Below are 25,948 nucleotides of genomic sequence, written 5' to 3'. Positions count from 1 at the left end.
TCGGTGGTGGGCCGCGCCCCCCCGGGGGGCCTCGAGCCCCGCGGCGTGGGCGTGGTATTGGCCCGCGGCGGGCGGGCCGGGCCCCCCGGGCGGCCCCCCGGCCCCCCCTCTTCCGCGTTCGCGCCCGGTACGGCCTCAGCGTCCCTGCGGCTCCGGCCGTCGCCTGGACCACCACAACCCCGCGACGCCCGCCGTGAGCAGGGCCGCGCCGGCGGCGCCGAGCGGCAGGACGTCGCGTCCGGGAGCGCCGGTGCGGGGCAGTTCGCCGCCGTCCGGCGCCACGGGGGTGTTGTCGGTGCCGAGCAGCAGCGGGGTGGCGGGCGCGTTCGGCGACGGGTTCGTCGTACCGAAGGGCACCGGCCCCTGCTGCCAGAACGTCCTGGACCCGTCCGAGGTCTGGACGGGCAGACAGATCTTCCCGGTCCTGCCGAGATCGAAGGTCGCGTCGGCGGCGTACGACTTCGATGCCCCGGCCGCGAGATTGTCGATGGGGCAGGAGAAACCGCTGTTGGCACCCTCCGGGAGATCTCCTTCCGCGATCTGTGAACAACCCGGAACGTTTTTGACCGTCAGTCCGTCGAAACCGACGACCAAAAGCCGAATGCCGCCGGTTTCCTTGGTCCCGTCATTTTTCACGGTGGCGGTGATCGTCGTTTTCCGCGACCCGTTGTCGACCGAGATCTCCTCGGGCAGCAGCGTGGTCGGTTTCACGCCCGCGGGCGCCTGGTCGACGGCCTTTCCCCCTTTGTCGCTACCGGGTCCCGGGCCGTTCGCCACGGCAGGCACGGCAACGATCATCACCGCCGAGAAAGATGCCGTGACCAGCGATCCGGCGATGGTCGTCATGCGACGAGAACTCATGTTCGTCCCCCTTGGGTGCGTCTGAATTCGCACTACTCGAAGAGGTACCACAAGATTTCTCCGCACTATGCTGGCACGGCATCAAGTGTGACCATTGTGTGCCGGTGGAAGGGCAATGGAGGGGGTGCGGGGCGTTGCCGGGAAACAGGGGAGGAGCGGGAAATGCGGGAGACCCGGGAAATGGGGGAGACCCGAGGACCGCGGGGGCAATGGGAGTTCCGGGAACTCCGGGGTCCGGGGGAGATTCGGGCGGCGTGAGAGGTGGCGAAGGCATCCCCGGGCTGTTGGTGGCCGGGCGCTACCGGCTGGTCGAGAGCATCGGCCAGGGAGGCATGGGGCGGGTGTGGCGGGCCGTCGACGAGATGCTCGACCGGCTCGTCGCCGTGAAGGAGATGCGCATGGACGGCATCGACGCGGAGGACTCCCGCACCCGCCGCGAACGCACCCTGCGCGAGGCCCGTGCGACGGCCCGCATCGACCACCCGCACGTGGTACGCGTCTACGACGTCGTGGACGAGGGCGAACGCCTGTGGATCGTCATGGAGTTGGTGGCCGGCCGAAGCCTGGAGCGGATCACGGCCGAGACAGGCCCCCTCGGCCCGCGCGAGACGGCCCGGATCGGCCTCGGACTGATCGCGGCCCTGCGGCAGGTGCATGCCCGAGGTGTCCTGCACCGCGACATCAAACCGGGCAACGTCCTGGTGGAGGACGCCGGACAGCGCGTCGTCCTCACCGACTTCGGCATCGCCGCCATCCAGGACGCGAAGGCGCTGACGATGGTCGGCATGCTGGTCGGCTCCCCCGACTACATGGCCCCCGAGCGCATCGCCGGCCGCCCCCAGGGCCCGCCCTCCGACATCTGGTCCCTGGGCGCCACCCTCTGCGCGGCTCTGGCCGGCCACTCCCCCTTCTCCCGCGCGACGACCCTGGCGACCCTGCACGCCGTCCTCTACGAGGAGCCGCAACTCCCGGCGCGGGCAGGACCGCTGCGGGAGATCCTGGCCGCCGCCCTGGAGAAGGAGCCCGCGCTCCGGGCCGGCCTGACGGACCTGGAATCGGCCCTGCACCCGGTGGCGGACGCGCCACGGGCAGTGGCTCACCGGGAGGAATCACCGCCCCCGACCCTGATACGCGCCGCGGCCACCCCCGCCGTCCCGTCCCGCGCCGGCCTCCGCCGCCGTACGACCCTGATGGCGGCCGGGGGCGTGGTGGCCGTGGCCGCGGTCGTCGGGATCGTGCTGGCGTCGGCGCCGGGCGGAGGCGACGGGAACCGGGCGGGCTCATCACCCGCCACCTCCACGATCGCCTCGCCCCGGAAATCCGTCAGCCCCTCCGCCTCTTCGACGGTCGAGGGCACGGTCCGGCCGCCGAGTCTGCCGCCGGGGGCGCACCAGGAGGCGGGAGGGTACGCCTGGGCGACACCGAAGGGCTGGCAGCGGGACGTGCAGACCGGTGCAGAGGTGCACTACACCTCGCCCGACGGGCGGCAGGAACTCGCCGCCAAGTCCTCGCTGTCCGGCGGCGACCTGATGGAGACCTGGCGGACCTCCGAGCAGAACGCGCACCAGGGCGAGGACTACCGCAAGATCCGCCTGGAGGAGACCACGTTCGACGGCCGCCCGGCGGTGGTCTGGGAGTACACCTTCACCCTCCGGGGCGCCCCCTGGCGCGCCCGCCTCCTCGGCTTCGACGAGGGCGGGAAGACGTACCAGATCAACACCTGGTACCGGCCGGACATCGAGACGTCGGCGGTACGGACGTACGAGAAGGTGAAGGACAGCTTCACGGTGCTGTGAGGGCACGGCGGCGAAGCACGCACGGAAGAACGGAAGAGGGGACCCGTGGGCACGGGCCCCCTCTGCGGAGTCGGGAACTACACGTCGGCCCGCACCTCGTTCGGTTCCTTCAGCCTCTGCTTGACGATGGCGATGGCGATGACGACCGCGGCCACGAGCAGCGACAGCAGCACGGTGGTCCGGCCGTCGTGCTCGGTGTCGGTCAGCATGTAGCCGAGGATGAACACGATGAGCCCGGCCGTGGCCCAGGTCAGGTACGGGTACAGCCACATCCGCACGACGAGCTTCTCCGGCGCCTCGGCCTGGATGATCTTCCGCATCCGCAGCTGCGAGAAGCAGATCACCAGCCACACGAACAGGGCGACGGCGCCACTGGAGTTGACGAGGAAGAGGAAGACGGAGTCCGGGAACTCGTAGTTGAAGAAGACGGCGACGAACCCGAACACCACGGAGGCGATGATCGCGTTCTTCGGCACACCCCGCGAGGTGGTCCGCGCGAAGGCCTTCGGCGCGTCCCCGCGCTCACCGAGCGAGAACGCCATGCGGGAGGCGGTGTAGAGCCCGGAGTTGAGACAGGACAGCACCGAGGTCAGCACGATGAACTTCATGATCTCACCGGCGTTCGCGATGCCGAGCGAGTCGAGTGCGGCGACGTAGGAACCCTGCTCCTTGAGGGAGGGGTCGTTCCACGGCAGCAGGGTGACCACGACGAAGATCGACCCGAGGTAGAAGACGCCGATACGCCAGATGATGCTGTTGGTGGACTTCGTGACGGCACGCTGCGGGTTCTCCGACTCACCGGCGGCCAGCGTCGCGATCTCGCTGCCCATGAAGGAGAAGACGACGAGCAGTACGCCGGTGAGGATGGCGCCGGGCCCGTGGGGCAGGAAGCCGCCGTGGTCGACGAGGTTGCCGACGCCGGCCTTGTCGCTGTCGACGCCGGGCAGCACGCCGAACACGGCGAGCCCGCCGACGACGATGAAGGCACCGATGGCGACGACCTTGATGCCGGCGAACCAGAACTCGAACTCGCCGTAGGAGCCGACGGAGACGAGGTTGGTGGCGGTCAGCACCACCATCACGATGAGCGCCCACCCCCACTGCGGCACGGCGGGGATCCACGACTCGAGGATGGCGGCACCGGCGGTGGCCTCGACGGCCAGCACGACGACCCAGAAGAACCAGTAGAGCCAGCCGATGGAGAACCCGGCCCAGGGGCCGAGCGCGCGGTCGGCGTGCGCGGAGAACGAACCCGAGGTCGGGTTGGCGGCGGACATCTCACCCAGCATCCGCATCACCAGCACCACGAGCGTGCCGACGAGGGCGTAGGAGAGAAGGATGCCGGGGCCTGCGGTGGCGATGCCGGAGCTTGATCCGACGAACAGCCCGGCTCCGATGACTCCGCCGATGGCGATCATCGAGAGGTGACGGTTCTTGAGGCCCGCGTGGAGACCGGAGTGGGGCTCTCCGGGATCTCCGGGGCCGTTTCCGGCCTTCGTCAGGGTCGGCTGCGAAGTCATGGGACGGATTTCCTTTGCGCCGCGTGAGGGGGATCTCCCGTACGAGCGGTGTACGGGCCGTACGGGAGGCGTACGAGCCGGACCAGTGAATCTGAGGTGAATGGATTCGGGAACCTTTGATTCCGGATCGTTACTTGAGGTTTTCCTGAGCTTCCACTGCGTTGCCCCTGCTTTTCGGCGCGATACCCGGCGCTGCTACCCGGCAACACGCGTGTCACACTCATCCCATGCGCGTGTATCTCGGCTCGGACCATGCCGGCTTCGAACTCAAGAACCACCTCGTCGAATGGCTGAAGGAGGCGGGTCACGACCCGGTCGACTGCGGCCCGCACATCTACGACGCCCAGGACGACTACCCGCCCTTCTGCCTCCGCGCGGCCGAGCGGACCGCCGCCGACCCCGACGCCCTCGGCATCGTCATCGGCGGCTCCGGAAACGGCGAGCAGATCGCCGCGAACAAGGTGAAGGGCGTCCGGGCCGCCCTCGCGTGGAGCGAGGAGACGGCCTCCCTCGGCCGCCAGCACAACAACGCCAACGTCATCGCGGTGGGCGCCCGCATGCACACCCAGGACGAGGCGACGAAGTTCGTCGAGACCTTCCTGGCCACCCCGTTCTCCGGCGACGAACGCCACATCCGCCGCATCGACATGCTGACGGCCTACGAGACGACGGCGGAACTCCCCCCGATCCCGGCACACCACCCCCAGGGCTGAGCCGACCACGACGGACCGACTCGGCCGGGTCGGCGGCGCTACGCGCGTGACCGGCGGCACGCGTGGGAGGCCCCAGCCTCCGTCGCCGCGCCGAGCGCCGCCCAGCCCTCCGGGCGGAGCCGCCCCCGGGCCGGACAGGGCAAGGCCCCCGTCCGAGCGAGCCGGCGATGGGCCGGACACCAGGGCCCGGGGGTGCAGGGGGCGGAGCACCCGCCGGTGTCCGGGGCGGAGCCCGGAGACAACGCTCGCGTCTCACCCACCGAGTGAGGTGGGTCGGGTGGGCAAAGTTCCGGGGGTGCGGGGGCGGTGCCCCCGCCGGGTCGCGGGGCGGCGCCCCGGGCCGAGGGCCACCTCTCGTCCGACCGAGTCGGGCGGGTGGGCAGAAGGAACGACCGAAGGGACCTCCACCGTGCCGGAAGGGCACACCATCCACCGCCTCGCCCAGGACTACGCCCGTTTCACCGCGAGCGCACCGCGGGTGACCAGCCCCCAGGGCAAGTTCTCCGACGCCGCCGCCCTGCTCACCGGCACGGAACTCACCCACACCGAGGCCCACGGCAAGCACCTCTTCCTCGGCTTCGCCGGAGACACCTGGATCCACATCCACCTGGGCCTCTTCGGCAAGGTCACCTTCGGTGAGTCGACCCCGGACACCCCCGCACCCCCACCCACGGACACCGTCCGCCTCCGCCTCGCCGGCCCCACCGGCTACGTGGACCTCCGCGGCCCCACGACCTGCGCCCTGATCACGGACGCCGAGAAGCAGGCGATACACGACCGCCTCGGTCCCGACCCCCTCCGTGAGGACGCCGACCCGGAGCGGGCGTACCGCCGTGTCTCCCGCAGCCGTACGACGATCGCCGCCCTCCTCATGGACCAGAAGGTCGTCGCGGGCGTCGGCAACGTCTACCGCGCCGAGGTCCTCTTCCGGCACGGCATCGACCCGTACCGCGCGGGCAGGGACCTCACCCGCGCCGAGTGGACCGCGATCTGGTCGGACCTGGTGGCACTGATGCGCGAGGGCGTCCGCAACAACCGCATCGACACGGTCCGCCCGGAGCACACCCCGGAGGCGATGGGCCGCCCGCCCCGCGTCGACGACCACGGCGGCGAGGTGTACGTCTACCGCCGCACCCACCAGCCGTGCCACCTGTGCGGCGACATGGTCCGCACCGCGCCCCTGGCGGCCCGCAACCTCTTCTGGTGCCCCACCTGCCAAAAACCCTGACCTACCCCTCGGGAACTCAGAACCCGTGCGGCAGCCAGGGCTCCCCGCTCGCCGCCCCGAACCCCACCGAGACCTCCGCCAACGCCCCCGGCCGCAACTCCTGCACCCGCCCGGCCCGAGCCAGCGAGCCCAGCGAGACACCCCCGAGATACGCGGCCCCCAACTCCCGCACGGACAAGCGCAGATCGGCCGCATCCGTCGTACGCGAGCAGACGGCCCCCTTCGCGTCCCCCGACAGCCGCCAACGCCCGGCGTTCCAGGGGCAGAAGGAGTCCTCGACGTCCAGCACCACGTCCACCGGCGCCTGGTAGGTCCGCGCCTCCAGCGCGGCCCCGACGTCCACCAGCCGCACGTACAGGGAGTCCCGCACCCGCAGTTCGCACCGCCGGATGTCGGAGACGAGATGCTGCCAGGCATCGTCCAGCGGCCGCCCCCGCACCTTCAGCGAGGTCGTGAGGTCGATGCCGAACAGGAACCGCCACAACGCCGCCTCGGACACCGCGTCGACAGTGGCGAGGTCGATCAGCAGCACCTCACCGTTGTGCCCCGAGTCCGTCCACTTCGGCTTCACCCGGAACCGGGCGTACCCGGTGACCTCGCCGTCCCGCTCGGCCAGCACGCACTGCAACGGCGACGCCCCGCCCCGCTCGCTCTCCGGGTCGAGCACCCCGAGCCGCTCCCAGCCGGGCCGCCGCGCCAACATCCCGGCCCGCAGGGGCACGGTTCGCGCGTACACCGCCTCGCACACGTCGAGGACGGCCCCGGTCTCGGCGTACCGCAGCCGTACGTCGTCGGTGCCGGCCGGGACGGACAGCCGTACCCGGCCGGTGTCGATCTCGGCGTGCACTCCGAAGGTCGCCGCGCCGTACCCGAACCGTCCGTAGATGGCGGGCTCGGAGGCGGTGAGGACGGCGAGCGGCTCGCCCCACTTCCGTACGTCGTCCAGCTGTCGCCGCATCATCGAGGTCAGCACCCCGCGCCGGCGATGCGTCGCGGCCACGGCGACCATGGTCACCCCGGCCGTCGGCACGGAGGCCCCGCCGGGTACCGTCAGCCGGAAGTCGAAGGCCCCGGCCGTCCCGACCGGTTCGGTTCCGTCCCAGGCGCCGAAGGAGCGTTCGTACGGCGTGAGGTCGCGCCACAGCGCGCGTTCCTCGGCCGATTCGTCGACCCCGCCGAAGGCGCGCATCAGGGTGTCGTACCAATTGTCCCAGTCGTCCCGCCGTAAGGGCCGCAGGTCGGTTGCAGGGAGGCCCGAACGGCCCGTCGCCTCAGTCGTCATGGATCCATGCCTACCAGTGCAATGCGGGACGAGCCAGGGAATTTCTCCCTCCTGGCGGCGCGAGCGCTTTCCGTGGCGTTCACTGTGAAGTCGAGCCTCGGACGGGGGACAAGTGGGACCTCCCGTGCCAAGCGGTGGGTTGGATGGATAGGGTCCCGAACTAATGGCAGCAGGACGACAGCGGCGCGCGGAAGCCGAGACGTTGACGGCCCGGTTGAAGCACCTGGTGCACCGGGTCCGCACCGGCCTGCGCAGAAGTGCCGTGGACTACTTCCGCGGGGACGGTTCGGACTGGATCGCGCTGGCCGGTCTGCTGCTCACCGTCCCGGTGATCGCGGCCGTCACGCTCGCCGATCCGGTGTGGTGCTCACCGGCCGCCCTGGTCCTGCCGATCGTCGCCGGCGGCCTCGTGCTGCGCCCGGCGAGCCTGCTCGGTCTGTACGCGGCGGCGGCCACCGCGCTGATCGTGGAGTCGGTGCAGCTCGGCCCGTACACGGAGGGCGCGGCGCGGGTCACGCCGGGCGTGGTGCTGGTCGTCGCGGCCTGCGGTTTCATCGGTCTGCTCATCGCCCAGTTCCGCAGCCGGGTCGGCGTGCCCTGGCGGCGCGGCGGCACCATGCTGTTCGACCTGCGCGAACGCATCCGGGTGCAGAGCAAGCTGCCGACGCTGCCGCGGGGCTGGCACCGCGAGATGGCGTTGCGTCCCGCAGGCGGCCAGTCGTTCTCCGGTGACTTCGTCGTCGCGGCCCGCACCAACGGCGGCCGCACCATGGAGGTCGTCCTCACGGACGTCTCCGGCAAGGGCATGGACGCGGGCTCGCGGGCCCTGCTCCTGTCCGGCGCCTTCGGCGGCCTGCTCGGCTCCCTGCCCCCGCACGCCTTCCTCCCGGCCGCCAACGGCTACCTCCTCCGCCAGGACTGGGACGAGGGCTTCGCCACCTCCATCCACCTCGTCCTCGACCTCGACTCCGGGGACTACGAGCTGTACTCCGCGGGCCACCCGCCGGGCCTCCAGCTCAGCGCGGGCAGCGGCCGCTGGGAGGAGAAGGCCGCGGAGGGCCCGCTGCTCGGCGTGTACGAGGGCGCCCAGTTCGACCCGGTGAAGGGCTCGCTGCGCCCCGGCGACGTGCTGATGCTCTTCACCGACGGCCTGGTGGAGACCTCCGACCGCGACATCGTCGAGGGCATCGACCGCCTCACCGGCGAGGCCGACCGCTATGTCGCGGGCGGCTTCCAGGGCGCGGCCTGGCACCTGATCGAGGCGGTCGCCAAGGACGTCAACGACGACCGCGCCCTGCTCCTGATCTGCCGGGAGGGCCCGACGGCCCAGGCGGCCTCCCTGCTGTAGACCCGGGCGGTCCGGCTCCTGTAGAAGGACACCCATGCTGACCCTCACCGAGGTCGAGACCCTCGCCCGCACGGCCCACGAGGGCCAGACCGACAAGGCGGGCCGCCCCTACGCCGAGCACCTCCAGGCCGTCGCGGAGGGCGTACGGTCCCGGGGCGGCGACCCCGACCAGATCGCGGCGGCCTGGCTGCACGACGCCGTCGAGGACGACGCGCTCTCCGAGGCCTGGCTGCGCGGGGCGGCCCTGAGCGACCGCACGAAGGACGTCGTCAGGGCGGTCACCAAGCGGGCGGGAGAGACGCCTCAGGCATACGCGGGGCGCATCCTCGCCACTCCGGGCGCGCTGCTGGTGAAGGAGGCCGACCTGGCACACAACGCCGACCCGGCCCGGCTGGCCGTCCTGGACGAACCGACCCGAACCCGCCTGACCGAGAAGTACGCCCGCATGCGCGCACTCCTCGGCCTCACGGCTCCCTGACCGGGCGCCCCGGCTAGGCGTCGGCCTTCGCGCGCTCCTGCGCCGGCTCCCGCTTCAGCACGCGGACCGGCTCGGCGGTGACGTCCCGCTTCTTGAACGCCCAGTCCATCTTCGGCTCCATCACGCCCCGGAACACCCACCGGACGGGCTTGGTGCACAACAGGGTGACGGCGAGGGCGACGGCCACGGTGACGGCGATCTCACCGAGCGGGCGGTGCAGCCACTCGGGCTCGAACAAGCCGCGGTAGTCGGCACCCTTGATCAGGAAGCCGTGCAGCAGATAGCCGTAGAGGGTGCCCGCGCCGAGCGTCGTGAACCACATCGTGCGGCCCGGCACCCAGGAGAAGAAGCAGGCGGTCAGCAGCAGCGAGCAGCCGAACAGCGCCAGCTGCATGACCGGCCCCACCCACCACGGGACGCCCAGCTCCTGCGCGGAGGAGCGGTGGTAGAGCCAGCCGGTGTCCATCCGCGGCACCGCCCACCAGGAGAAGCCCAGCGCGAACACGAACACCGGCACGGCCGCGATCCGCACCGGCCACCGGCGCACCATCCGGAAGTGCTCGGGCCGCAGGCACAGGCCCAGCACGAAGTACGGCAGGAACTGAAGGACACGCGGAAGGTCCAGGTCACCGGTGATGCCCGGCGCGGCGGACGCCAGCATGGCGATGCCCAGCGCGACCGGCAGCGGATGGCGGATCGTCTTCCAGATCGGGGTGGTCAGCCGCCAGATGAACAGCGCGCACAGGAACCAGGTCAGGTAGTACGGGTCGAGGAGCGTGACGGCGGCCTGGGGATCGTGGTCGACGACCTGCTTGAACAGCGGGTAGGCCGTCTCGAAGACGACGTACGGCACGACGACACCGGTCACCAGGCGCTTCAGCCGGGCCGGACTGCCGTCGAAACTCCGCGAGAAGTAGCCGGAGATGAGGATGAAGGCCGGCATGTGGAAGGCGTACACGAACTGGTACGCGGCCTGAAGCACCCGGCTGTCGCCCTTCAGGGGCTCCCAGGAGTGACCGATGGCGACCAGCACGATCGCCAGGTACTTGGCGTTGTCGAAGAACGCGTCACGCTGCTTCGGCCGTCTGTCGGGGGACGGTCGGTGCTGATCTTTGTCGCTCTGGGATGAGCTGGGACTCGACAGGAGAGACGAAGCGGCGTGGAACATCTGAGGCACCCTAGCGTTGTCCGTGGCGGTCCGTAAAACGTTCCTCGTCAACGCGATCTCATTCCTCGCGATTTCCAACTGGTCTCCCCGTCCGGCGCCTTGGATGTCACGATTCATCCCGACTAAAAGGTGCATAACGGCGGTTGTGGCGGTGTCGGCGAAGGCTCTGTGCCCACAATTCGAATTACCTGCGCGCCAGTTGTGAATTTGTATGCGGAGTTCGTCCGTCAATTGCGGCGCGGCAGGCTTTCGCGGGCGCCGCGACCCGGTCGGACACGGACAGTTGCCGTCGAGGATGCGTCAGCGGCCGCATAGGGAGGCCGCGTTGGTGGCACGATGGTCTCTGGCGGGGTGCGCGGGGTCGCGTCCCCGGGCCGGGAGAGCGGACCGACCGAGGGTGTGTGATCAGTTGTGGCCATTTCACTGTCAGTGGTGCTGCTGTTGGCGATCGTCCTGGTCGTACTGATCAGAGGCGGGTCGATCAAGGCGGGCCCAGCCATAGTCGCGATCCTGTTCGGCTTCTTCCTCGCCTCGACGGGCATGGCCCCGTCGATCAACCGCTTCCTCAACTCCCTCGCCGAAACGATCAACTCGATCAGCTTCTAGACGACGCCGGGCCGGACGGCCCTACAGCTTCTCGTCCCGCTCCAGGATCAGGCTGATCGAGCCGTCCTCCAGGCTGACGCCGCTCTCAAGCTGCTCGTGGTAGCCGTCCCGGAGTTCGGGAGCGGCGAACGCGACGAGTCGCTCGGCCGGCTCCCGCGGCCCCGCGGCGTTGGCCGCGACAATGATCTCGGTGGCCGAGCCCTGCACCTTGATCCGGGATCCAGCCATCCGGCCACGCTACAGCGACGCCTCGCGCCCTCACCGGTCTCCGCCGGCCCGAAAACGCTCAGGGCCGGGTCGGAGGATTGATCCTCCGACCCGGCCCTGAGCCGTACAGAGCGGGCGACGGGAATCGAACCCGCGTAGCTAGTTTGGAAGACTAGGGCTCTACCATTGAGCTACGCCCGCACTCGCGCGCCGCAGGTCAGCCGACCCCGGCACTCCAGGCATCCTAGCGGGTCGACCGCCTTCGTCGCACACCCCGTTTCCGCGCCGCGCCCGGAGCCCCGGCGGACCCTCGGTGAATGCGGCGGCCGGGCGGCCTGCGGGCATGTACCCTACGTGTCGCACCAGACGGGGTGTGGCGCAGCTTGGTAGCGCGTCCGCTTTGGGAGCGGAAGGCCGTGGGTTCAAATCCCGCCACCCCGACCATCTGCGTCATCTGCGCGCCATCTGCGCGATCATGCCGGGCGCCGCACCGGAGATCGTCTTTTGGGCGGCTCAGCTGCTGCGGCTACTATGCAGACTGCGCGCCCGTGTGTCCCCGGCCCACCGGCCTCGAACTCCCCCGGGCGCTGAATCGCCGGACCTGTCAGGTTCCGGCGAAACCCAAGAAGTCAGCCACAAGGAGACCGAACCGTGAAGAGCGCCGTGGAGACCCTGAACCCGACTCGGGTTCGGCTCACTGTCGAGGTGCCCTTCGAGGAGCTCAAGGACAGCCTCGACGCGGCGTACAAGAAGATCAACCAGCAGGTCACGGTGAAGGGCTTCCGTAAGGGCAAGATCCCGGCCCGCATCATCGACCAGCGGTTCGGCCGCGGAGCCGTGCTGGAGGAGGCCGTCAACGACGCGCTTCCGAAGTTCTACACGGAGGCGGTCAACGGCGCCGAGCTGGACGTCCTGGGCCAGCCGGAGGTCGACATCACGGAGCTGAAGGACGGCGAGACGCTGAACTTCACCGCCGAGGTCGACATCCGCCCCGTCCTCGAACTCCCGGAGGACTTCTCCTCCATCGAGGTCGAGGTCGACGCCGTCGAGGTCAGCGACGAGGACATCGAGAAGTCGGTGGAGCAGCTCCGTGAGCGCTTCGCCTCGACCTCCCCGGTCGAGCGTCCGGCCGAGGACGGCGACGTCGTCACGGTCGACCTGGAGGCCAAGGTCGACGGCGAGGTCCTGGAGGACGGCGTCGCCGACGGCGTCTCCTACACGATCGGCTCCGGCGAGCTGCTCGAGGGCATCGACGACGCCGTGAAGGGCCTGGAGGCCGGTGGCGAGGCCACCTTCACCTCCGAGCTGAAGGGCGGCTCGGCTGCCGGGCAGCAGGCCGAGGTCACCGTCAAGGTCACCCAGGTCGCCGCCCGCGAACTGCCCGAGCTGGACGACGAGTTCGCGCAGCTCGCCTCCGAGTTCGACACCCTGGAGGAGCTGAAGGCCGACAGCCGCAAGCGCCTCGCCAACATGAAGCAGTACGACCAGGCCACCCAGGCCCAGGAGCGCGTCCTGGAGAAGCTCCTGGAGCTGGTCGAGGTGCCCGTCCCCGAGAAGCTGCTCGCGGACGAGATCAACACCCGCAAGCACAACCTGGAGCACCACCAGCTCGACCAGATGGGTCTGACCCTCGACAAGTACCTGGAGCTCCAGGGCAAGACCGCCGAGGAGTTCGAGACCGAGACCCGCGAGGCCGCGGTCAAGGGCATCAAGACCCAGTTCGTCCTGGACGAGCTGGTCAAGCGCGAGAAGCTGAACGTGAACCAGGAGGAGCTGACCGAGCACCTCATGCGCCGCGCCGCCTCCTCGGGCATGTCCCCCGACCAGTTCGCGCAGGCGGTCGTCGAGGGCGGTCAGGTTCCGCTCCTCGTCGGCGAGGTCGCCCGCGGCAAGGCCCTGGCCGTGGTCGTCGAGTCCGCCACGGTCAAGGACACCAACGGCGAGATCATCGACCTGGACGACGAGGAGGAGGACACCGAGGAGGCCGCCGAGGCCACCACGGAGGACACCACCGAGTCCGCCGAGGACAAGCCCGAGGCCTGAGCCTCGCGCCACTCCTGAAGCGATCGAGAGGGCCCCGGAGCACCATGCTCCGGGGCCCTCTCGGCATACGGCGGCGCAGCCCGCCCCAGGGACGCCCGGCCGTGCCGGTCTGCGGCTCCGCCCCGTGGCCCCGGCTACGCCCCCGGCGAACACCCACCTCTCCGGGATTCTCCGAAGGGACCCGCGCGTTAGGGTCCATGAATACGAGGGCAGGGGAGTCCCCGTTGCCCCCGGCAGTACACGTGAGACGGCCCGGACGCCGTCGATAAGACGAGCAGGTGGATACGTGACGAATCTGATGCCCTCCGCCGCCGGCGACCCTTCCATCGGTGGTGGCCTCGGCGACCAGGTCTACAACCGGCTGCTCGGCGAGCGGATCATCTTCCTCGGCCAGGCGGTCGACGACGACATCGCCAACAAGATCACCGCGCAGCTGCTGCTCCTTGCCGCCGACCCGGACAAGGACATCTTCCTTTACATCAACAGCCCCGGCGGCTCGATCACGGCCGGCATGGCGATCTACGACACCATGCAGTTCATCAAGAACGACGTGGTGACCATCGCGATGGGCCTCGCGGCCTCGATGGGCCAGTTCCTGCTCAGCGCCGGTACGCCCGGCAAGCGCTTCGCGCTGCCGAACGCCGAGATCCTGATCCACCAGCCCTCCGCCGGCCTGGCCGGCTCGGCCTCGGACATCAAGATCCACGCCGAGCGGCTGCTGCACACCAAGAAGCGCATGGCCGAGCTCACGGCCCAGCACACGGGCCAGACCATCGAGCAGATCACCCGGGACTCGGACCGCGACCGCTGGTTCGACGCCTTCGAGGCCAAGGCCTACGGCCTCATCGACGACGTCATCCCCACGGCCGCCGGCATGCCGGGCGGCGGCGGTACCGGGGCGGCCTAGTACGGGCTCGTCACGGCCCAGGGGGTCCCGCCGGACATCCGGCGCCCCCGAGGCCGTCAGCGTCCCTCTCAGCCCCCTTCACCCACCGCCCCAGCCTTCTCTCCAGGAGACACCGTGAACGACTTCCCCGGCAGCGGCCTCTACGCCCGCACCGAGGCCGAATACACCGGCCCCCGAGCCGAGTCCCGCTACGTCATCCCGCGCTTCGTCGAGCGCACCTCCCAGGGCGTCCGCGAGTACGACCCGTACGCGAAGCTCTTCGAGGAGCGGGTGATCTTCCTCGGCGTGCAGATCGACGACGCCTCCGCCAACGACGTCATGGCGCAGCTGCTGTGCCTGGAGTCGATGGACCCCGACCGGGACATCTCGGTCTACATCAACAGCCCCGGCGGCTCCTTCACGGCGCTGACGGCGATCTACGACACGATGCAGTTCGTGAAGCCCGACGTCCAGACGGTCTGCATGGGCCAGGCGGCCTCCGCCGCCGCGATCCTGCTCGCCGCCGGTACGCCCGGCAAGCGCATGGCGCTGCCGAACGCCCGTGTGCTGATCCACCAGCCGTACAGCGAGACCGGCCGCGGTCAGGTCTCCGACCTGGAGATCGCCGCGAACGAGATCCTGCGGATGCGTGCCCAGCTGGAGGACATGCTGGCCAAGCACTCCACCACGCCGATCGAGAAGATCCGCGAGGACATCGAGCGCGACAAGATCCTCACGGCCGAGGACGCGCTGTCGTACGGGCTGATCGACCAGATCATCTCGACCCGCAAGATGAACAACGCCGACCTGCGCTGACGCGGGTGGGGGAGTATCGTCTGCCGCCCCTTGGCATGGTGTGACACGGTCCACGTGGAAGCGAACCGTGCCAAGGGGGGCCCGAACGGGGGGCCCGGCAAGGTACCGTCGACATAAGGCAGCACCAGGAGACGCTGGACTCGAAAGATGTTCCAGTCGTTTCCCAGGCGAAGGGGAAGCACACCGTGGCACGCATCGGTGACGGCGGCGATCTGCTCAAGTGCTCGTTCTGCGGCAAGAGCCAGAAGCAGGTCAAGAAGCTCATCGCAGGGCCCGGTGTGTACATCTGCGACGAGTGCATCGACCTCTGCAACGAGATCATCGAGGAAGAACTCGCGGAGACGAGCGAGGTCCGCTGGGAGGAACTCCCGAAGCCGCGCGAGATCTACGAGTTCCTCGAGGGCTACGTGGTCGGCCAGGAGCCGGCCAAGAAGGCCCTGTCGGTCGCGGTGTACAACCACTACAAGCGGGTCCAGGCCGGTGAGCACGGCGGCGGTCAAGGCCGTGAGGACGCCATCGAGTTGGCGAAGTCCAACATCCTCCTGCTGGGCCCCACGGGCTCCGGCAAGACCCTCCTCGCGCAGACCCTGGCGCGCATGCTGAACGTCCCGTTCGCGATCGCCGACGCCACGGCGCTCACCGAGGCGGGGTATGTGGGCGAGGACGTCGAGAACATCCTGCTGAAGCTGATCCAGGCCGCCGACTACGACGTCAAGAAGGCCGAGACCGGGATCATCTACATCGACGAGATCGACAAGGTCGCGAGGAAGAGTGAAAACCCCTCGATCACCCGTGACGTCTCGGGTGAGGGCGTCCAGCAGGCCCTGCTGAAGATTCTCGAGGGCACCACGGCCTCGGTCCCGCCGCAGGGCGGACGCAAGCACCCGCACCAGGAGTTCATCCAGATCGACACGACGAACGTCCTGTTCATCGTGGGCGGTGCCTTCTCGGGCCTCGAGAAGATCATCGAGTCGCGGGCCGGCGCCAAGGGCATCGGCTTCGGGGCGACGATCCGCTCGAAGCGGGAGCTGGAGGCCAAGGACCAGTTCGAGGACGTCATGCCCGAGGACCTGGTCAAGTTCGGCATGATCCCCGAGTTCATCGGCCGCCTCCCCGTGATCACCTCGGTCCACAACCTGGACCGCGAGGCCCTGCTCCAGATCCTCATCGAGCCGCGCAACGCGCTGGTGAAGCAGTACCAGCGCCTCTTCGAACTCGACGGCGTGGAGCTGGACTTCGAGCGCGAGGCCCTGGAGGCCATCGCCGACCAGGCCATCCTCCGCCAGACCGGCGCGCGCGGCCTGCGCGCCATCATGGAGGAAGTCCTCCAGGCGGTCATGTACGAGGTCCCGTCCCGCAAGGACGTGGCCCGCGTGGTCATCACCGCGGACGTCGTCCGCTCCAACGTCAACCCCACCCTGATCCCCCGCGACGCCCGCAACGGCCGGGGACCGGGGGAGCAGAAGACGGCGTAACCGCCACCACACGCGACGAGGGGCCCCGGTCGGTCGACCGGGGCCCCTCGTCGCGTGCGGAGTGTCAGGCCTTGACGCGGATTTCCTCGCGGAGCTTGGTGGTGAGGTCGACGGCGGTGTCCTTGCCGACACCCGTGCCGTTGTTGTCACCCGGCGAGACCATGGCGACCGTGCTGTAGTCGGCCCAGGCGCAGAACCAGTCGGTGGACTCCTTCTTGGTGAGCGCGTTGGTGCTCTTCGTCGACTGGCACTTGGCCACCGCGCCGTCGATCTCGACCTCCTCCGGCTCACCGACCAGCTCGGCGTTCTGCATGGTGCCGGTGTCGCTGGTGGAGCTGTCCTTGACCTGCTTCTGGATGGAGGCGAAGAACTTGTCCAGGGTCACCTGCGGGTCGGCGATCGTTCCGTAACCGCCCACCATCGTCATGCCCTTGGCGGTCAGCAGCTCGGACTGGTCGGGCAACGAGGAGGGGTCCTCAGGGTCGTAGTTGCTGAAGTCCGCGGTCGACCACTGGCCGACGACCGCCGTACCGCCCTTGACGCCGCTCTTCTCCATGTCCTTGGCGGTGTCGGAACCGCTGACCTGATTGCCCTCGCCGACTCGCTGGTACTCACTGACCACCGTCTCCGGCGTCGTCAGCTTGTGCGCTCCGTCGTCCTCCAGGCCGCCCGCGCCCCCGCTCCCGCCGAGCACGAAGTACGCGCCCACACCGATCGCCGCGACCACCGCGACCGCGCCGATGATGATGCCCGCCTTCTTCTTGCCGCCGCCCGGGGCCGGGGGCTGGGGGACGCCGTAGGGGGGCTGGCCGTACGGGGGCTGCTGGCCGTAGGGCGGGGCGGGCGGCTGCTGGCCGTAGGGGGGCTGGGCGCCGTACGGCGGGGTCTGGGGCGGGACGGACTGCGGCGGCTGCTGGGGGTAGCCGTAGCCGGGCTGGGGGGCCTGCGGCGGCTGGCCGTACGGGCCCTGCTGGCCGTACGGTCCGGGCTGCTGCGGCTGCTGCCCGCCGTACGGGCCCGGCTGGTTGTAGCTCATGACTGGGTTCCCCTCCAGACGCTTATGTGATTTTCACATCCTGGCTCAATGTCGTTGCGGGCACGGTGGCGGGGCCCCCACCGTTACAGAACAAAGGCGTTTCGGGACGGCGTGGTGACACCCCTAAACTGGCCCCGTGACCGAGAACGCTCAGCAGCAGCCCCCAGCGCCCACGACCGAACTGCCGACCCAGTACGCGCCGGCCGACGTAGAGGCGCCGCTGTACGAGCGCTGGGTCGAGCGGGGCTACTTCGAGGCCGACGCCAAGAGCGACAAGCCGCCGTACACCGTGGTCATCCCGCCGCCGAACGTCACGGGCAGCCTGCACCTCGGGCACGCCTTCGAGCACACCCTCATCGACGCCCTCACCCGCCGCAAGCGCATGCAGGGCTTCGAGACGCTGTGGCAGCCCGGCATGGACCACGCCGGCATCGCCACGCAGAACGTCGTCGAGCGCGAGCTGGGCAAGGAGGGCAAGTCGCGGCACGACCTCGGCCGCGAGGCCTTCGTCGAGCGCGTCTGGCAGTGGAAGGGCGAGTCCGGCGGGCAGATCAGCGGCCAGATGCGGCGCCTCGGTGACGGCGTCGCGTGGTCGCGCGAGCGGTTCACCATGGACGAGGGCCTCTCGCAGGCCGTCCAGACCATCTTCAAGCGGCTCTACGACGACGAGCTGATCTACCGCGCCGAGCGCATCATCAACTGGTGTCCCCGCTGCCTCACGGCCATCTCGGACATCGAGGTCGAGTACCAGGACGACGACGGCGAACTCGTCTCCATGAAGTACGGCGAGGGGGACGACACCATCGTCGTCGCCACCACCCGCGCCGAGACGATGCTCGGTGACACGGCCGTCGCCGTCCACCCCGGGGACGAGCGGTACAAGCACCTGGTCGGCAAGCTGATCAGGCTGCCGCTGACCGACCGCTCCATCCCGGTCGTCGCCGACGAGCACGTCGACCCCGAGTTCGGCACGGGCGCCGTCAAGGTCACCCCGGCCCACGACCCGAACGACTTCGAGATCGGCCAGCGTCACGACCTGCCGTCCCTCACGATCATGGACGAGCACGCCGTCATCACGGCCCACGGCCCCTTCCAGGGCCTGGACCGGCTGGAGGCCCGCTCCGCCATCGTCGCCGCGCTGCGCGCCGAGGGCCGGATCGTCGCCGAGAAGCGGCCGTACGCCCACAGCGTCGGCCACTGCTCGCGCTGCAAGACGACCATCGAACCCCGCCTGTCCATGCAGTGGTGGGTCAAGGTCGCCCCGCTGGCGAAGGCCGCCGGTGACGCCGTCCGCGACGGCCGCGTCAAGATCCACCCGCAGGAGATGGAGAAGCGGTACTTCGACTGGGTCGACAACCTCCACGACTGGTGTATTTCACGCCAGTTGTGGTGGGGACACCGGATCCCGGTCTGGTACGGGCCGAACGGCGAGGTCGTCTGCGTCGGCCCCGACGACGAGGCCCCGGCCGGCGAGGGCTGGCACCAGGACACCGACGTCCTCGACACCTGGTTCTCCTCCGGCCTGTGGCCGTTCTCCACGCTCGGCTGGCCCGAACAGACCGAGTCGCTCGCGAAGTTCTACCCGAACTCCGTCCTGGTCACCGGCTACGACATCCTCTTCTTCTGGGTCGCCCGGATGATGATGTTCGGCCTGTACGCGATGGACGGCACCCCGCCGTTCCACACCATCGCCCTGCACGGCATGGTCCGCGACCAGTTCGGCAAGAAGATGTCCAAGTCCTTCGGAAACGCGGTCAACCCGCTGGACTGGATGGACAAGTACGGCTCCGACGCGCTGCGGTTCACCCTCGCCCGCGGCGCCAACCCGGGCGTCGACGTGCCGATCGGCGAGGACTGGGTCCAGGGCTCCCGCAACTTCGCCAACAAGATCTGGAACGCCACCCGCTTCGCGCTGATGAACGGCGCGACGGTCGAGGGCCCGCTGCCGGACGCCTCGAAGATGTCGGCGACCGACCGCTGGATCCTGTCCCGCCTCAACTCGGTGGTCTCCGAAGTCGACGCGTTCTACGACGACTTCCAGTTCGCCAAGCTCACCGACGCCCTCTTCCACTTCGCGTGGGACGAGGTGTTCGACTGGTACGTCGAGCTGTCCAAGACGACGTTCCTGGCGGGCGGCGAGCCGGCCGAGGTCAGCAAGCGCGTCCTCGGCGAGGTCCTCGACGTCACCCTGAGGCTGCTGCACCCGGTCGTCCCGTTCGTCACGGAGACCCTCTGGACGACGCTCACCGGCGGTGGGTCCGTCGTCATCGCCGACTGGCCGACCGCCGTGTCCGTTCCCGGTGCTGACGCACCGGGCGGCTTCCGGGACGCCGACGCCGAGCGCGAGATCGAGACGCTCCAGTCGGTCATCACCGAGGTCCGCCGCTTCCGCGCCGACCAGGGCCTCCAGCCCGGCCAGCGGGTCCCGGCCCGCCTGGACCTGGACGGCACCGCCCTCGCCCCGCACGAGGCCGCCATCCGCCAGCTGCTGCGGCTCCAGCCGGAGGGCGAGGACTTCTCGGCGACGGCGACCCTGCCGGTCTCGGGCGCCACGGTCGCGCTGGACCTGTCCGGCACGATCGACGTGGCCGCGGAGCGCAAGCGGCTGGCGAAGGACCTGGCCGCCGCGGAGAAGGAGAAGGCCCAGGCGCAGGGCAAGCTCGGCAACGAGGCCTTCCTGTCCAAGGCACCGGACAAGGTGGTCGACGGGATCCGCGCCCGGCTGGCCAGGGCGGACGAGGACATCGCCCGCATCAAGACGCAGCTGGACCGGTTGCCGGAGGCGTAGGCGCCCGTATGCCGTATGTGGGTGAAGGCCCCCGGAACGTACAGTTCCGGGGGCCTTCGCCGCTGTCTGTCGGTGGCCGTCCGTAGACTGGCCCCGTGAGCGAGCTCCCCCCCAACGGCAACGACGACGACCAGCCCGATGCCCTCGACCCGTTCGAGGAGATCATCGCGGCCGAGACCGACCGCGACCCCGACCTCGCGGTGATCGAGGCCGGCAGCCGCACCCTGCGCACCCTGGGCGGTCCGCCGGAGTCCGGTGTGCCCACCCGGCCGGCCGACCCCGAGGTCGACAAGGCCCTGCGCGAGGTCGAGGCGGAGCTGGCCACCCGCTGGGGCGAGACCAAGCTGGAGCCGTCCGTCAGCCGGATCGCCGCGCTGATGGACCTCCTGGGCGAGCCGCAGCGGGCGTACCCCTCGATCCACATCACGGGGACGAACGGCAAGACCACCACCGCCCGCATGGTCGAGGCCCTCCTCGGCGCCTTCGACCTGCGCACCGGGCGGTACACCTCCCCACACGTGCAGTCGATCACCGAGCGCATCAGCCTCGACGGCGCGCCCGTCCCGGCCGAGCGGTTCATCGAGACCTACCACGACGTCAAGCCGTACGTGGAGATGGTCGACGCCGCCCAGGAGTACCGGCTGTCCTTCTTCGAGGTGCTCACCGGCATGGCGTACGCCGCCTTCGCCGACGCCCCCGTGGACGTGGCCGTCGTCGAGGTGGGCATGGGCGGCTCGTGGGACGCCACCAACGTGATCGACGGGGACGTCGCCGTCGTCACCCCCATCGACCTCGACCACACCGACCGGCTCGGTGAGACGCCCGCCGCGATCGCCGTGGAGAAGGGCGGGATCATCAAGCGGGGCGCGACCGTGATCCTCGCCCAGCAGCCCGTCGACGCGGCGCAGGTCCTGCTGAAGAAGGCCGTCGAGGTGGACGCCACGGTGGCGCGCGAGGGACTGGAGTTCGGGGTCGTCGCCCGGCAGGTCGCCGTCGGCGGACAGCTGGTCACCCTGCGCGGCGTCGGCGGTGAGTACCCCGAGGTGTACCTCCCGCTGCACGGCCCCTACCAGGCGCACAACGCTGCCGTCGCGCTCGCCGCCGTCGAGGCGTTCTTCGGCGTGGGTGCCCAGCGGCCCGAGCCGCTGGACATCGACACCGTCCGCAAGGCCTTCGCGTCCGTGACGGCGCCGGGCCGCATGGAGGTCGTCCGGCGCTCCCCGACCGTCGTGCTCGACGCGGCCCACAATCCGGCCGGTGCCCGCGCCACCGCCGACGCGGTCGGCGAGGCCTTCGACTTCAGCCGTCTGATCGGCGTGGTCGGGGCCAGCGGCGACAAGAACGTGCGGGGGCTGCTCGAGGCCTTCGAGCCGATCTTCGCCGAGGTCGTCATCACCCAGAACACCAGCCACCGCGCCATGGGCGCGGACGAGCTGGCCGCGATCGCCGTCGAGGTGTTCGGCGAGGAGCGCGTCCAGGTCGAGCCGCGGCTGCCCGACGCCCTGGAGGCGGCGATCACGCTCGCCGAGGAGGAGGGCGAGTTCGCCGGCGGCGGCGTCCTGGTCACCGGTTCCGTCATCACGGTCGGGGAAGCCCGGCTGCTCCTGGGGAAGGGCTGAGTCCTCACACCATGCGTACGCTCTGTTCCTCCACCCTCATCGGCGAGTTCTTCATCATCGGCTTCGCCGGTCTGGTGGCCATGAAGGACGCCGACCTCACCACGTCCACGGTGTGGACGGTGTGCGGCATCGCGATGTTCCTCAGCCTGCTGCTGTGCGGTGTGGTCACCCGGCCCGGGGGCGTCGCCCTCGGCTGGGCGCTCCAGATCGCCCTCGTCCTCAGCGGCTTCATCGTGCCGATGATGTTCATCCTCGGCCTGCTCTTCGGCGCCCTGTGGTGGGCGTCCGTGCACTACGGCCGGGAGATCGACGAGGCCAAGGCGCGCTTCGCCGCGCAGGCCGCCGCCTCCCCCTCGGATACTGCTGACGCTGCGTAACAAGGGCTCGGACACGCCCTGTAATCTCGTCCCACCGCACACCGGCAGTAGAAGGAGTCACCCAGTGAGCCAGCGCACCCTCGTCCTCCTCAAGCCCGACGCCGTCCGTCGTGGCCTGACCGGCGAGATCATCAGCCGTATCGAGCGCAAGGCCGGCTGGCAGATCACCGCGCTGGAACTGCGCACGCTCGACCAGGACACCCTGGAGCAGCACTACGGCGAGCACAAGGGCAAGCCCTTCTACGAGCCGCTGGTGGAGTTCATGGCCTCCGGCCCGGTCGTCGCCCTGATCGTCGAGGGCGAGCGGGTCATCGAGGGCGTGCGCGCCCTGGCCGGTCCGACCGACCCGATCGCCGCCGCACCCGGCTCCATCCGCGGCGACTTCGGTGTGATCGTCCGCGAGAACCTGATCCACGCCTCCGACTCCGAGGAGTCCGCCGAGCGCGAGGTGAAGATCTTCTTCCCCGGGCGTGCCTGAGCCACGGAACGGCACCCCCGGCCTCGTCGGCCGCGGAGGTTTCGGGAATTTTTCTGAGGGGCCGTCACCTCGCCTCTTCGCCTGACCAGGGACGGCCGTACGATTTCGGCCGTCCCTCGGCATATGCGTGCCGATCGGGGGAACGCGTGCCCCCGATGGACCGTCTCCACAAGCGAGGCGCTGCGGCATCTGCTGACAATGGCGAAGACCCTCGCGCAGTGTTCGTGCAGGCGCGTTTACGATGTAAGCCTTCACGTCACAGCACCCACCTCGCCGACCTGAAAAGCCCTCACAAGCTCATGGGAAGGCCAGTCGAATCCTGATGGGGAACTCAATGTCGTTCATCGGCCGTGACATGGCTGTCGACCTCGGGACCGCCAACACGCTGGTGTACGTCAGGGGTCGCGGGATCGTACTCAACGAGCCGTCCGTCGTCGCGATCAACACCAACACCGGTGGCATCCTCGCGGTCGGCTCCGAAGCGAAGAAGATGATCGGGCGGACCCCCGGCAACATCGTGGCCGTGCGTCCGCTGAAGGACGGTGTCATCGCCGACTTCGAGATCACCGAGCGGATGCTCCGCTACTTCATTCTGAAGATCCACAAGCGGCGGTATCTGGCCAGGCCGCGGGTCGTCGTCTGTGTGCCCTCGGGCATCACGGGCGTCGAGCGCCGTGCCGTCATCGAGGCGTCGACCCAGGCCGGCGCCCGGCAGGTGCACATCATCGAGGAGCCCATGGCCGCGGCCATCGGCTCCGGCCTGCCGGTCCACGAGGCCACGGGCAACATGGTGGTGGACATCGGCGGCGGCACCACGGAGGTCGCGGTCATCTCGCTCGGCGGCATCGTCACCGCCCAGTCCATCCGCGTCGCGGGCGACGAGCTGGACAGCGCGATCATCCAGCACATCAAGAAGGAGTACAGCCTCCTTCTCGGTGAGCGGACGGCCGAGCAGATCAAGATCACGATCGGTTCGGCGTACGACCTCGACTCCGACGAGCACACCGAAATCCGCGGCCGGGACCTGGTGTCCGGGCTGCCCAAGACCGTCGTCATCTCGGCCGCCGAAGTGCGCAAGGCGATCGAGGAACCCGTCAACGCGATCATCGACGCCGTGAAGACCACCCTCGACAAGTGTCCGCCGGAGCTGTCCGGCGACATCATGGACCGAGGGATCGTTCTGACCGGCGGCGGAGCCCTGCTGCGCGGTCTGGACGAGCGGCTGCGCCGGGAGACCGGCATGCCCATCCACATCGCCGAGGACCCGCTGGACAGCGTGGCGCTCGGATCCGGCAAGTGCGTCGAGGAGTTCGAGGCGCTCCAGCAGGTTCTGGACGCGGCGCCGCGCAGATGACGTAACGCTTCGATTCCGCCGTACGAGATGATCGCCTCTCGTACGGCGGATCGTTGATATCGAGGCATAAGATCCCCAAGAACCCCCAAGCACCCCGTACCGCGCCCTCGGAATTTCCCGGGGGCTACCCGAATTCCCGTATTCCTATGAGGAAGGGCACGGCCGCCGCACGTGAGGGACACACGAGAGAGCCGGCTGCTCCTGGTGCTGCTGGTCGCCGTCGCGTTCGCGCTGATCACGGTGGACATCCGCGGCGGAGAGGACTCCCCGGTCGACGGTGCCCGGCAGGCCGCGTCCGCGGTCTTCGGCCCGATCGAGAACGGGGTGGCGTCGGCGGTGGATCCCGTCGGCAACGCGGTCTCCGCCGTACGCGACTCAGGTGAGCGCCATGACCGGCTCGCCGCGCTGGAGAAGGAGAACGCGGCGCTCGAGGCGAAACTCGGCAGCGACGACCGCAACCGCAGCCGGCTGGCGCAGCTCGACAAGATGCTGAAGACCGCCGGCGCCGGCCAGTACGGCATCAAGGGCGCCCAGGTCATCGCGATCGGAGCGGCCCAGGGCTTCTCCTGGACCGTCACCATCGACGTCGGCGCCAACGACGGCATCACCCGCGACATGACCGTCCTGAACGGGGACGGCCTGGTCGGCCGCGTGACCACCGTCGGCCCCGACACCGCCACCGTCCTGCTCGCCAGCGACCCCGACTTCACCGTCGGCACCCGCATGGAGGCCTCCGACGAACTGGGCTTCGCCTCCGGACAGGGCGACCGCCCGCTGCGCGTCGAACTCCTCAACGGCAAGGCCGAGGTGCGCAAGGGCGACCGCCTGGTCACCTTCGGCTCGCAGGCCGACAAGCCGTTCGTACCCGGCGTGCCGGTCGGCGTGGTCTCCCGCGTCGACCCGTCCGGCGGCGACCTCACCCGCACCCTCTACGTCACGCCGTACGTCAGCTTCACCAAGCTCGACATCGTCGGCGTCGTCGTCGAGGCCCCGAAGAAGGACCCGCGCGACACCGTGCTGCCCACCAAGCCCAAGCCGGTCCCCGCGCCGACGGTGACCGTCACGGTCACCCCGAACGCGAACGCACCCGTCGAAGGCCAGGAAGAGCAGTAGGAGCTGACTACCCCCATGCGCGTCAACCGGATCCTGCTCTCCGTCCCGCTGATCGTCGTCGCCCTGGTGATCCAGGTGAGCGTTCTCGCCCGCCTGCACCTCCCCGGCGCCGTCCCCGACCTGCTCCTCCTCACCGTCCTGGGCCTCGCCCTGATCTACGGCCATGTCGGCGGCGCCCTCATCGGCTTCGGCGCCGGACTGCTCGCCGACCTCGCCCCGCCCGCCGACCACGCCGCCGGCCGCTACGCGCTCGTGCTGTGCGTCATCGGCTACCTCGCCGGGCTCGTCAAACCGGAGACCGGCCGCATCAAGTCGGCCACCGGCCCGATGGTCGTGGTGGCCGCCGCCGCGATCGGCTCCACCCTGCTGTACGCCGGTGTCGGCGCCCTCGTCGGCGACACCGCCGCCCGCCACGTCGGCCTCACCGGCCTGCTGTTCTCGGCGGCCCTGTACGACCTGCTGCTCGCCCCCTTCGTCGTGCCGGGCGTGATGTTCCTGGCCCGGCGCGCCGACAACGACCCGCTCGCCGAAACGAACTCCGGCGGCAAGGCGTCCGACATCTCCTCCGGGTGGCTCTCCTCCGGCACCGGCCTGCGGATCGGCGGCCAGCGCGGCGGCCTCAAGATGAAGGCGGCCCGCTCCCGAGTGGCCCGCGCGGGGCGCATCAAGGGGGTCAAGCGGCTGTGAACACGGGGGAGTTGACATGGGGTGAGACCGGCGGCCGTGCCGGGCGCGTCCCCGGCGAAGGCGGCGCCC

At 69.8% G+C, this 25,948-nt stretch carries 23 protein-coding genes and 2 tRNA genes; 18 read left to right on the top strand and 7 right to left on the bottom strand.

Annotated elements, in window-relative coordinates:
- Positions 1–135: 135 nt before the first annotated feature.
- Entirely contained in the window at positions 136–861 is a 726-nt protein-coding gene (locus ACFWJX_RS32440) for a hypothetical protein (protein WP_383249898.1), read from the bottom strand.
- A 332-nt stretch (positions 862–1,193) separates the two neighbouring features.
- Here ACFWJX_RS32440 and ACFWJX_RS32435 point away from each other — a divergent pair, with 332 nt between their 5' ends.
- Complete coding sequence (locus tag ACFWJX_RS32435; protein ID WP_383249897.1) at positions 1,194–2,657, top strand: serine/threonine-protein kinase; 1,464 nt, start codon at positions 1,194–1,196, stop codon at positions 2,655–2,657.
- A 77-nt stretch (positions 2,658–2,734) separates the two neighbouring features.
- Here ACFWJX_RS32435 and ACFWJX_RS32430 read toward each other — a convergent pair whose 3' ends face one another.
- Positions 2,735–4,177: an amino acid permease gene (locus ACFWJX_RS32430; protein ID WP_383249891.1), complete on the bottom strand. Its 1,443-nt coding sequence runs from the start codon at positions 4,175–4,177 to the stop codon at positions 2,735–2,737.
- A 227-nt stretch (positions 4,178–4,404) separates the two neighbouring features.
- Between ACFWJX_RS32430 and ACFWJX_RS32425 the strand changes: the two genes are divergently transcribed.
- Complete coding sequence (locus ACFWJX_RS32425) at positions 4,405–4,890, top strand: ribose-5-phosphate isomerase (protein WP_383249890.1); 486 nt, start codon at positions 4,405–4,407, stop codon at positions 4,888–4,890.
- A 409-nt stretch (positions 4,891–5,299) separates the two neighbouring features.
- Complete coding sequence (locus tag ACFWJX_RS32420) at positions 5,300–6,118, top strand: Fpg/Nei family DNA glycosylase (protein WP_383249889.1); 819 nt, start codon at positions 5,300–5,302, stop codon at positions 6,116–6,118.
- A gap of 16 nt (positions 6,119–6,134) precedes the next feature.
- Here the strand turns inward: ACFWJX_RS32420 and ACFWJX_RS32415 are convergent, their stop codons facing one another.
- Positions 6,135–7,400: a GNAT family N-acetyltransferase gene (locus ACFWJX_RS32415; protein ID WP_383249888.1), complete on the bottom strand. Its 1,266-nt coding sequence runs from the start codon at positions 7,398–7,400 to the stop codon at positions 6,135–6,137.
- 163 nt (positions 7,401–7,563) lie between these two features.
- Between ACFWJX_RS32415 and ACFWJX_RS32410 the strand changes: the two genes are divergently transcribed.
- Positions 7,564–8,748: a PP2C family protein-serine/threonine phosphatase gene (locus ACFWJX_RS32410; RefSeq protein ID WP_383249887.1), complete on the top strand. Its 1,185-nt coding sequence runs from the start codon at positions 7,564–7,566 to the stop codon at positions 8,746–8,748.
- Between the two features lie 34 nt (positions 8,749–8,782).
- Positions 8,783–9,226: an HD domain-containing protein gene (locus ACFWJX_RS32405; RefSeq protein WP_383249886.1), complete on the top strand. Its 444-nt coding sequence runs from the start codon at positions 8,783–8,785 to the stop codon at positions 9,224–9,226.
- 13 nt (positions 9,227–9,239) lie between these two features.
- Here the strand turns inward: ACFWJX_RS32405 and ACFWJX_RS32400 are convergent, their stop codons facing one another.
- Entirely contained in the window at positions 9,240–10,394 is a 1,155-nt protein-coding gene (locus tag ACFWJX_RS32400) for an acyltransferase family protein (protein WP_383249885.1), read from the bottom strand.
- A 411-nt stretch (positions 10,395–10,805) separates the two neighbouring features.
- Here ACFWJX_RS32400 and ACFWJX_RS32395 point away from each other — a divergent pair, with 411 nt between their 5' ends.
- Positions 10,806–11,000, top strand: coding sequence for a hypothetical protein (locus tag ACFWJX_RS32395; RefSeq protein ID WP_073491582.1), 195 nt, complete (start codon positions 10,806–10,808; stop codon positions 10,998–11,000).
- A gap of 21 nt (positions 11,001–11,021) precedes the next feature.
- On the opposite strand, the gene ACFWJX_RS32390 is transcribed toward ACFWJX_RS32395, so the two are convergent.
- Together ACFWJX_RS32390 and ACFWJX_RS32385 are read right to left on the bottom strand one after the other, a co-directional pair.
- The gene (locus ACFWJX_RS32390; protein ID WP_383249884.1) at positions 11,022–11,228 is read right to left on the bottom strand and encodes a hypothetical protein; all 207 of its coding nucleotides are present in this window, start codon (positions 11,226–11,228) and stop codon (positions 11,022–11,024) included.
- Positions 11,229–11,337: 109 nt separating this feature from the next.
- A tRNA-Gly gene (locus tag ACFWJX_RS32385) sits at positions 11,338–11,408 on the bottom strand.
- Between the two features lie 166 nt (positions 11,409–11,574).
- Here ACFWJX_RS32385 and ACFWJX_RS32380 point away from each other — a divergent pair.
- The 5 genes from ACFWJX_RS32380 (at position 11,575) to clpX (ending at position 16,427) form a co-directional block, all read left to right on the top strand.
- A tRNA-Pro gene (locus ACFWJX_RS32380) sits at positions 11,575–11,651 on the top strand.
- A gap of 207 nt (positions 11,652–11,858) precedes the next feature.
- Complete coding sequence (gene tig, locus ACFWJX_RS32375; RefSeq protein ID WP_383249883.1) at positions 11,859–13,250, top strand: trigger factor; 1,392 nt, start codon at positions 11,859–11,861, stop codon at positions 13,248–13,250.
- 298 nt (positions 13,251–13,548) lie between these two features.
- A complete protein-coding gene (locus ACFWJX_RS32370; protein ID WP_383249896.1) occupies positions 13,549–14,157 on the top strand; it encodes an ATP-dependent Clp protease proteolytic subunit in 609 nt (202 codons plus the stop codon).
- 114 nt (positions 14,158–14,271) lie between these two features.
- Positions 14,272–14,952, top strand: coding sequence for an ATP-dependent Clp protease proteolytic subunit (locus ACFWJX_RS32365; protein ID WP_383249882.1), 681 nt, complete (start codon positions 14,272–14,274; stop codon positions 14,950–14,952).
- A gap of 185 nt (positions 14,953–15,137) precedes the next feature.
- Entirely contained in the window at positions 15,138–16,427 is a 1,290-nt protein-coding gene (clpX, locus tag ACFWJX_RS32360) for an ATP-dependent Clp protease ATP-binding subunit ClpX (protein WP_383249881.1), read from the top strand.
- Positions 16,428–16,491: 64 nt separating this feature from the next.
- Here clpX and ACFWJX_RS32355 read toward each other — a convergent pair whose 3' ends face one another.
- Positions 16,492–17,463 (bottom strand): hypothetical protein, encoded by a 972-nt coding sequence (locus tag ACFWJX_RS32355; RefSeq protein ID WP_383249880.1) that lies wholly within the window; start codon positions 17,461–17,463, stop codon positions 16,492–16,494.
- A 136-nt stretch (positions 17,464–17,599) separates the two neighbouring features.
- Between ACFWJX_RS32355 and ACFWJX_RS32350 the strand changes: the two genes are divergently transcribed.
- The 7 genes from ACFWJX_RS32350 to mreD all read left to right on the top strand — a co-directional run bounded on the left by ACFWJX_RS32350 (position 17,600) and on the right by mreD (position 25,879).
- The gene (locus tag ACFWJX_RS32350) at positions 17,600–20,251 is read left to right on the top strand and encodes a valine--tRNA ligase (RefSeq protein WP_383249879.1); all 2,652 of its coding nucleotides are present in this window, start codon (positions 17,600–17,602) and stop codon (positions 20,249–20,251) included.
- Between the two features lie 95 nt (positions 20,252–20,346).
- A complete protein-coding gene (locus ACFWJX_RS32345; protein WP_383249878.1) occupies positions 20,347–21,870 on the top strand; it encodes a bifunctional folylpolyglutamate synthase/dihydrofolate synthase in 1,524 nt (507 codons plus the stop codon).
- Positions 21,871–21,881: 11 nt separating this feature from the next.
- The gene (locus tag ACFWJX_RS32340) at positions 21,882–22,247 is read left to right on the top strand and encodes a DUF4233 domain-containing protein (RefSeq protein WP_383249877.1); all 366 of its coding nucleotides are present in this window, start codon (positions 21,882–21,884) and stop codon (positions 22,245–22,247) included.
- 64 nt (positions 22,248–22,311) lie between these two features.
- The gene (gene ndk, locus ACFWJX_RS32335) at positions 22,312–22,725 is read left to right on the top strand and encodes a nucleoside-diphosphate kinase (RefSeq protein WP_059205347.1); all 414 of its coding nucleotides are present in this window, start codon (positions 22,312–22,314) and stop codon (positions 22,723–22,725) included.
- A gap of 334 nt (positions 22,726–23,059) precedes the next feature.
- Positions 23,060–24,079 carry a rod shape-determining protein gene (locus ACFWJX_RS32330; protein ID WP_073496790.1) on the top strand — a complete coding sequence of 340 codons (1,020 nt, stop codon included), beginning with the start codon at positions 23,060–23,062 and terminating at the stop codon, positions 24,077–24,079.
- Positions 24,080–24,250: 171 nt separating this feature from the next.
- Positions 24,251–25,192, top strand: coding sequence for a rod shape-determining protein MreC (gene mreC, locus ACFWJX_RS32325; RefSeq protein WP_383249876.1), 942 nt, complete (start codon positions 24,251–24,253; stop codon positions 25,190–25,192).
- Positions 25,193–25,207: 15 nt separating this feature from the next.
- On the top strand, positions 25,208–25,879 hold the full coding sequence (gene mreD / locus ACFWJX_RS32320; protein ID WP_383249875.1) for a rod shape-determining protein MreD: 672 nt from the start codon (positions 25,208–25,210) through the stop codon (positions 25,877–25,879).
- The last annotated feature ends 69 nt before the right edge of the window (positions 25,880–25,948 follow it).

It is taken from the genome of Streptomyces sp. NPDC058335 (assembly GCF_042723915.1).
Classification (GTDB): Bacteria; Actinomycetota; Actinomycetes; order Streptomycetales; family Streptomycetaceae; genus Streptomyces.
The sequence above is the reverse complement of the archived record's forward strand: the minus strand, read 5'-3'. Positions and strand labels throughout refer to the sequence as shown.

Excerpts from the sequence above, each read along its gene's own strand:
- ACFWJX_RS32440 (WP_383249898.1), bottom strand. The coding sequence starts at position 861 with ATGAGTTCTCGTCGCATGACGACCATCGCCGGATCGCTGGTCACGGCA.
- ACFWJX_RS32435 (WP_383249897.1), top strand. The coding sequence starts at position 1,194 with ATGGGGCGGGTGTGGCGGGCCGTCGACGAGATGCTCGACCGGCTCGTC.
- ACFWJX_RS32430 (WP_383249891.1), bottom strand. The coding sequence starts at position 4,177 with ATGACTTCGCAGCCGACCCTGACGAAGGCCGGAAACGGCCCCGGAGAT.
- ACFWJX_RS32425 (WP_383249890.1), top strand. The coding sequence starts at position 4,405 with ATGCGCGTGTATCTCGGCTCGGACCATGCCGGCTTCGAACTCAAGAAC.
- ACFWJX_RS32415 (WP_383249888.1), bottom strand. The coding sequence starts at position 7,400 with ATGACGACTGAGGCGACGGGCCGTTCGGGCCTCCCTGCAACCGACCTG.
- ACFWJX_RS32410 (WP_383249887.1), top strand. The coding sequence starts at position 7,564 with ATGGCAGCAGGACGACAGCGGCGCGCGGAAGCCGAGACGTTGACGGCC.
- ACFWJX_RS32405 (WP_383249886.1), top strand. The coding sequence starts at position 8,783 with ATGCTGACCCTCACCGAGGTCGAGACCCTCGCCCGCACGGCCCACGAG.
- ACFWJX_RS32400 (WP_383249885.1), bottom strand. The coding sequence starts at position 10,394 with ATGTTCCACGCCGCTTCGTCTCTCCTGTCGAGTCCCAGCTCATCCCAG.
- ACFWJX_RS32390 (WP_383249884.1), bottom strand. The coding sequence starts at position 11,228 with ATGGCTGGATCCCGGATCAAGGTGCAGGGCTCGGCCACCGAGATCATT.
- ACFWJX_RS32370 (WP_383249896.1), top strand. The coding sequence starts at position 13,549 with ATGCCCTCCGCCGCCGGCGACCCTTCCATCGGTGGTGGCCTCGGCGAC.
- ACFWJX_RS32355 (WP_383249880.1), bottom strand. The coding sequence starts at position 17,463 with ATGAGCTACAACCAGCCGGGCCCGTACGGCGGGCAGCAGCCGCAGCAG.
- ACFWJX_RS32340 (WP_383249877.1), top strand. The coding sequence starts at position 21,882 with ATGCGTACGCTCTGTTCCTCCACCCTCATCGGCGAGTTCTTCATCATC.
- ACFWJX_RS32330 (WP_073496790.1), top strand. The coding sequence starts at position 23,060 with ATGTCGTTCATCGGCCGTGACATGGCTGTCGACCTCGGGACCGCCAAC.
- mreD (WP_383249875.1), top strand. The coding sequence starts at position 25,208 with ATGCGCGTCAACCGGATCCTGCTCTCCGTCCCGCTGATCGTCGTCGCC.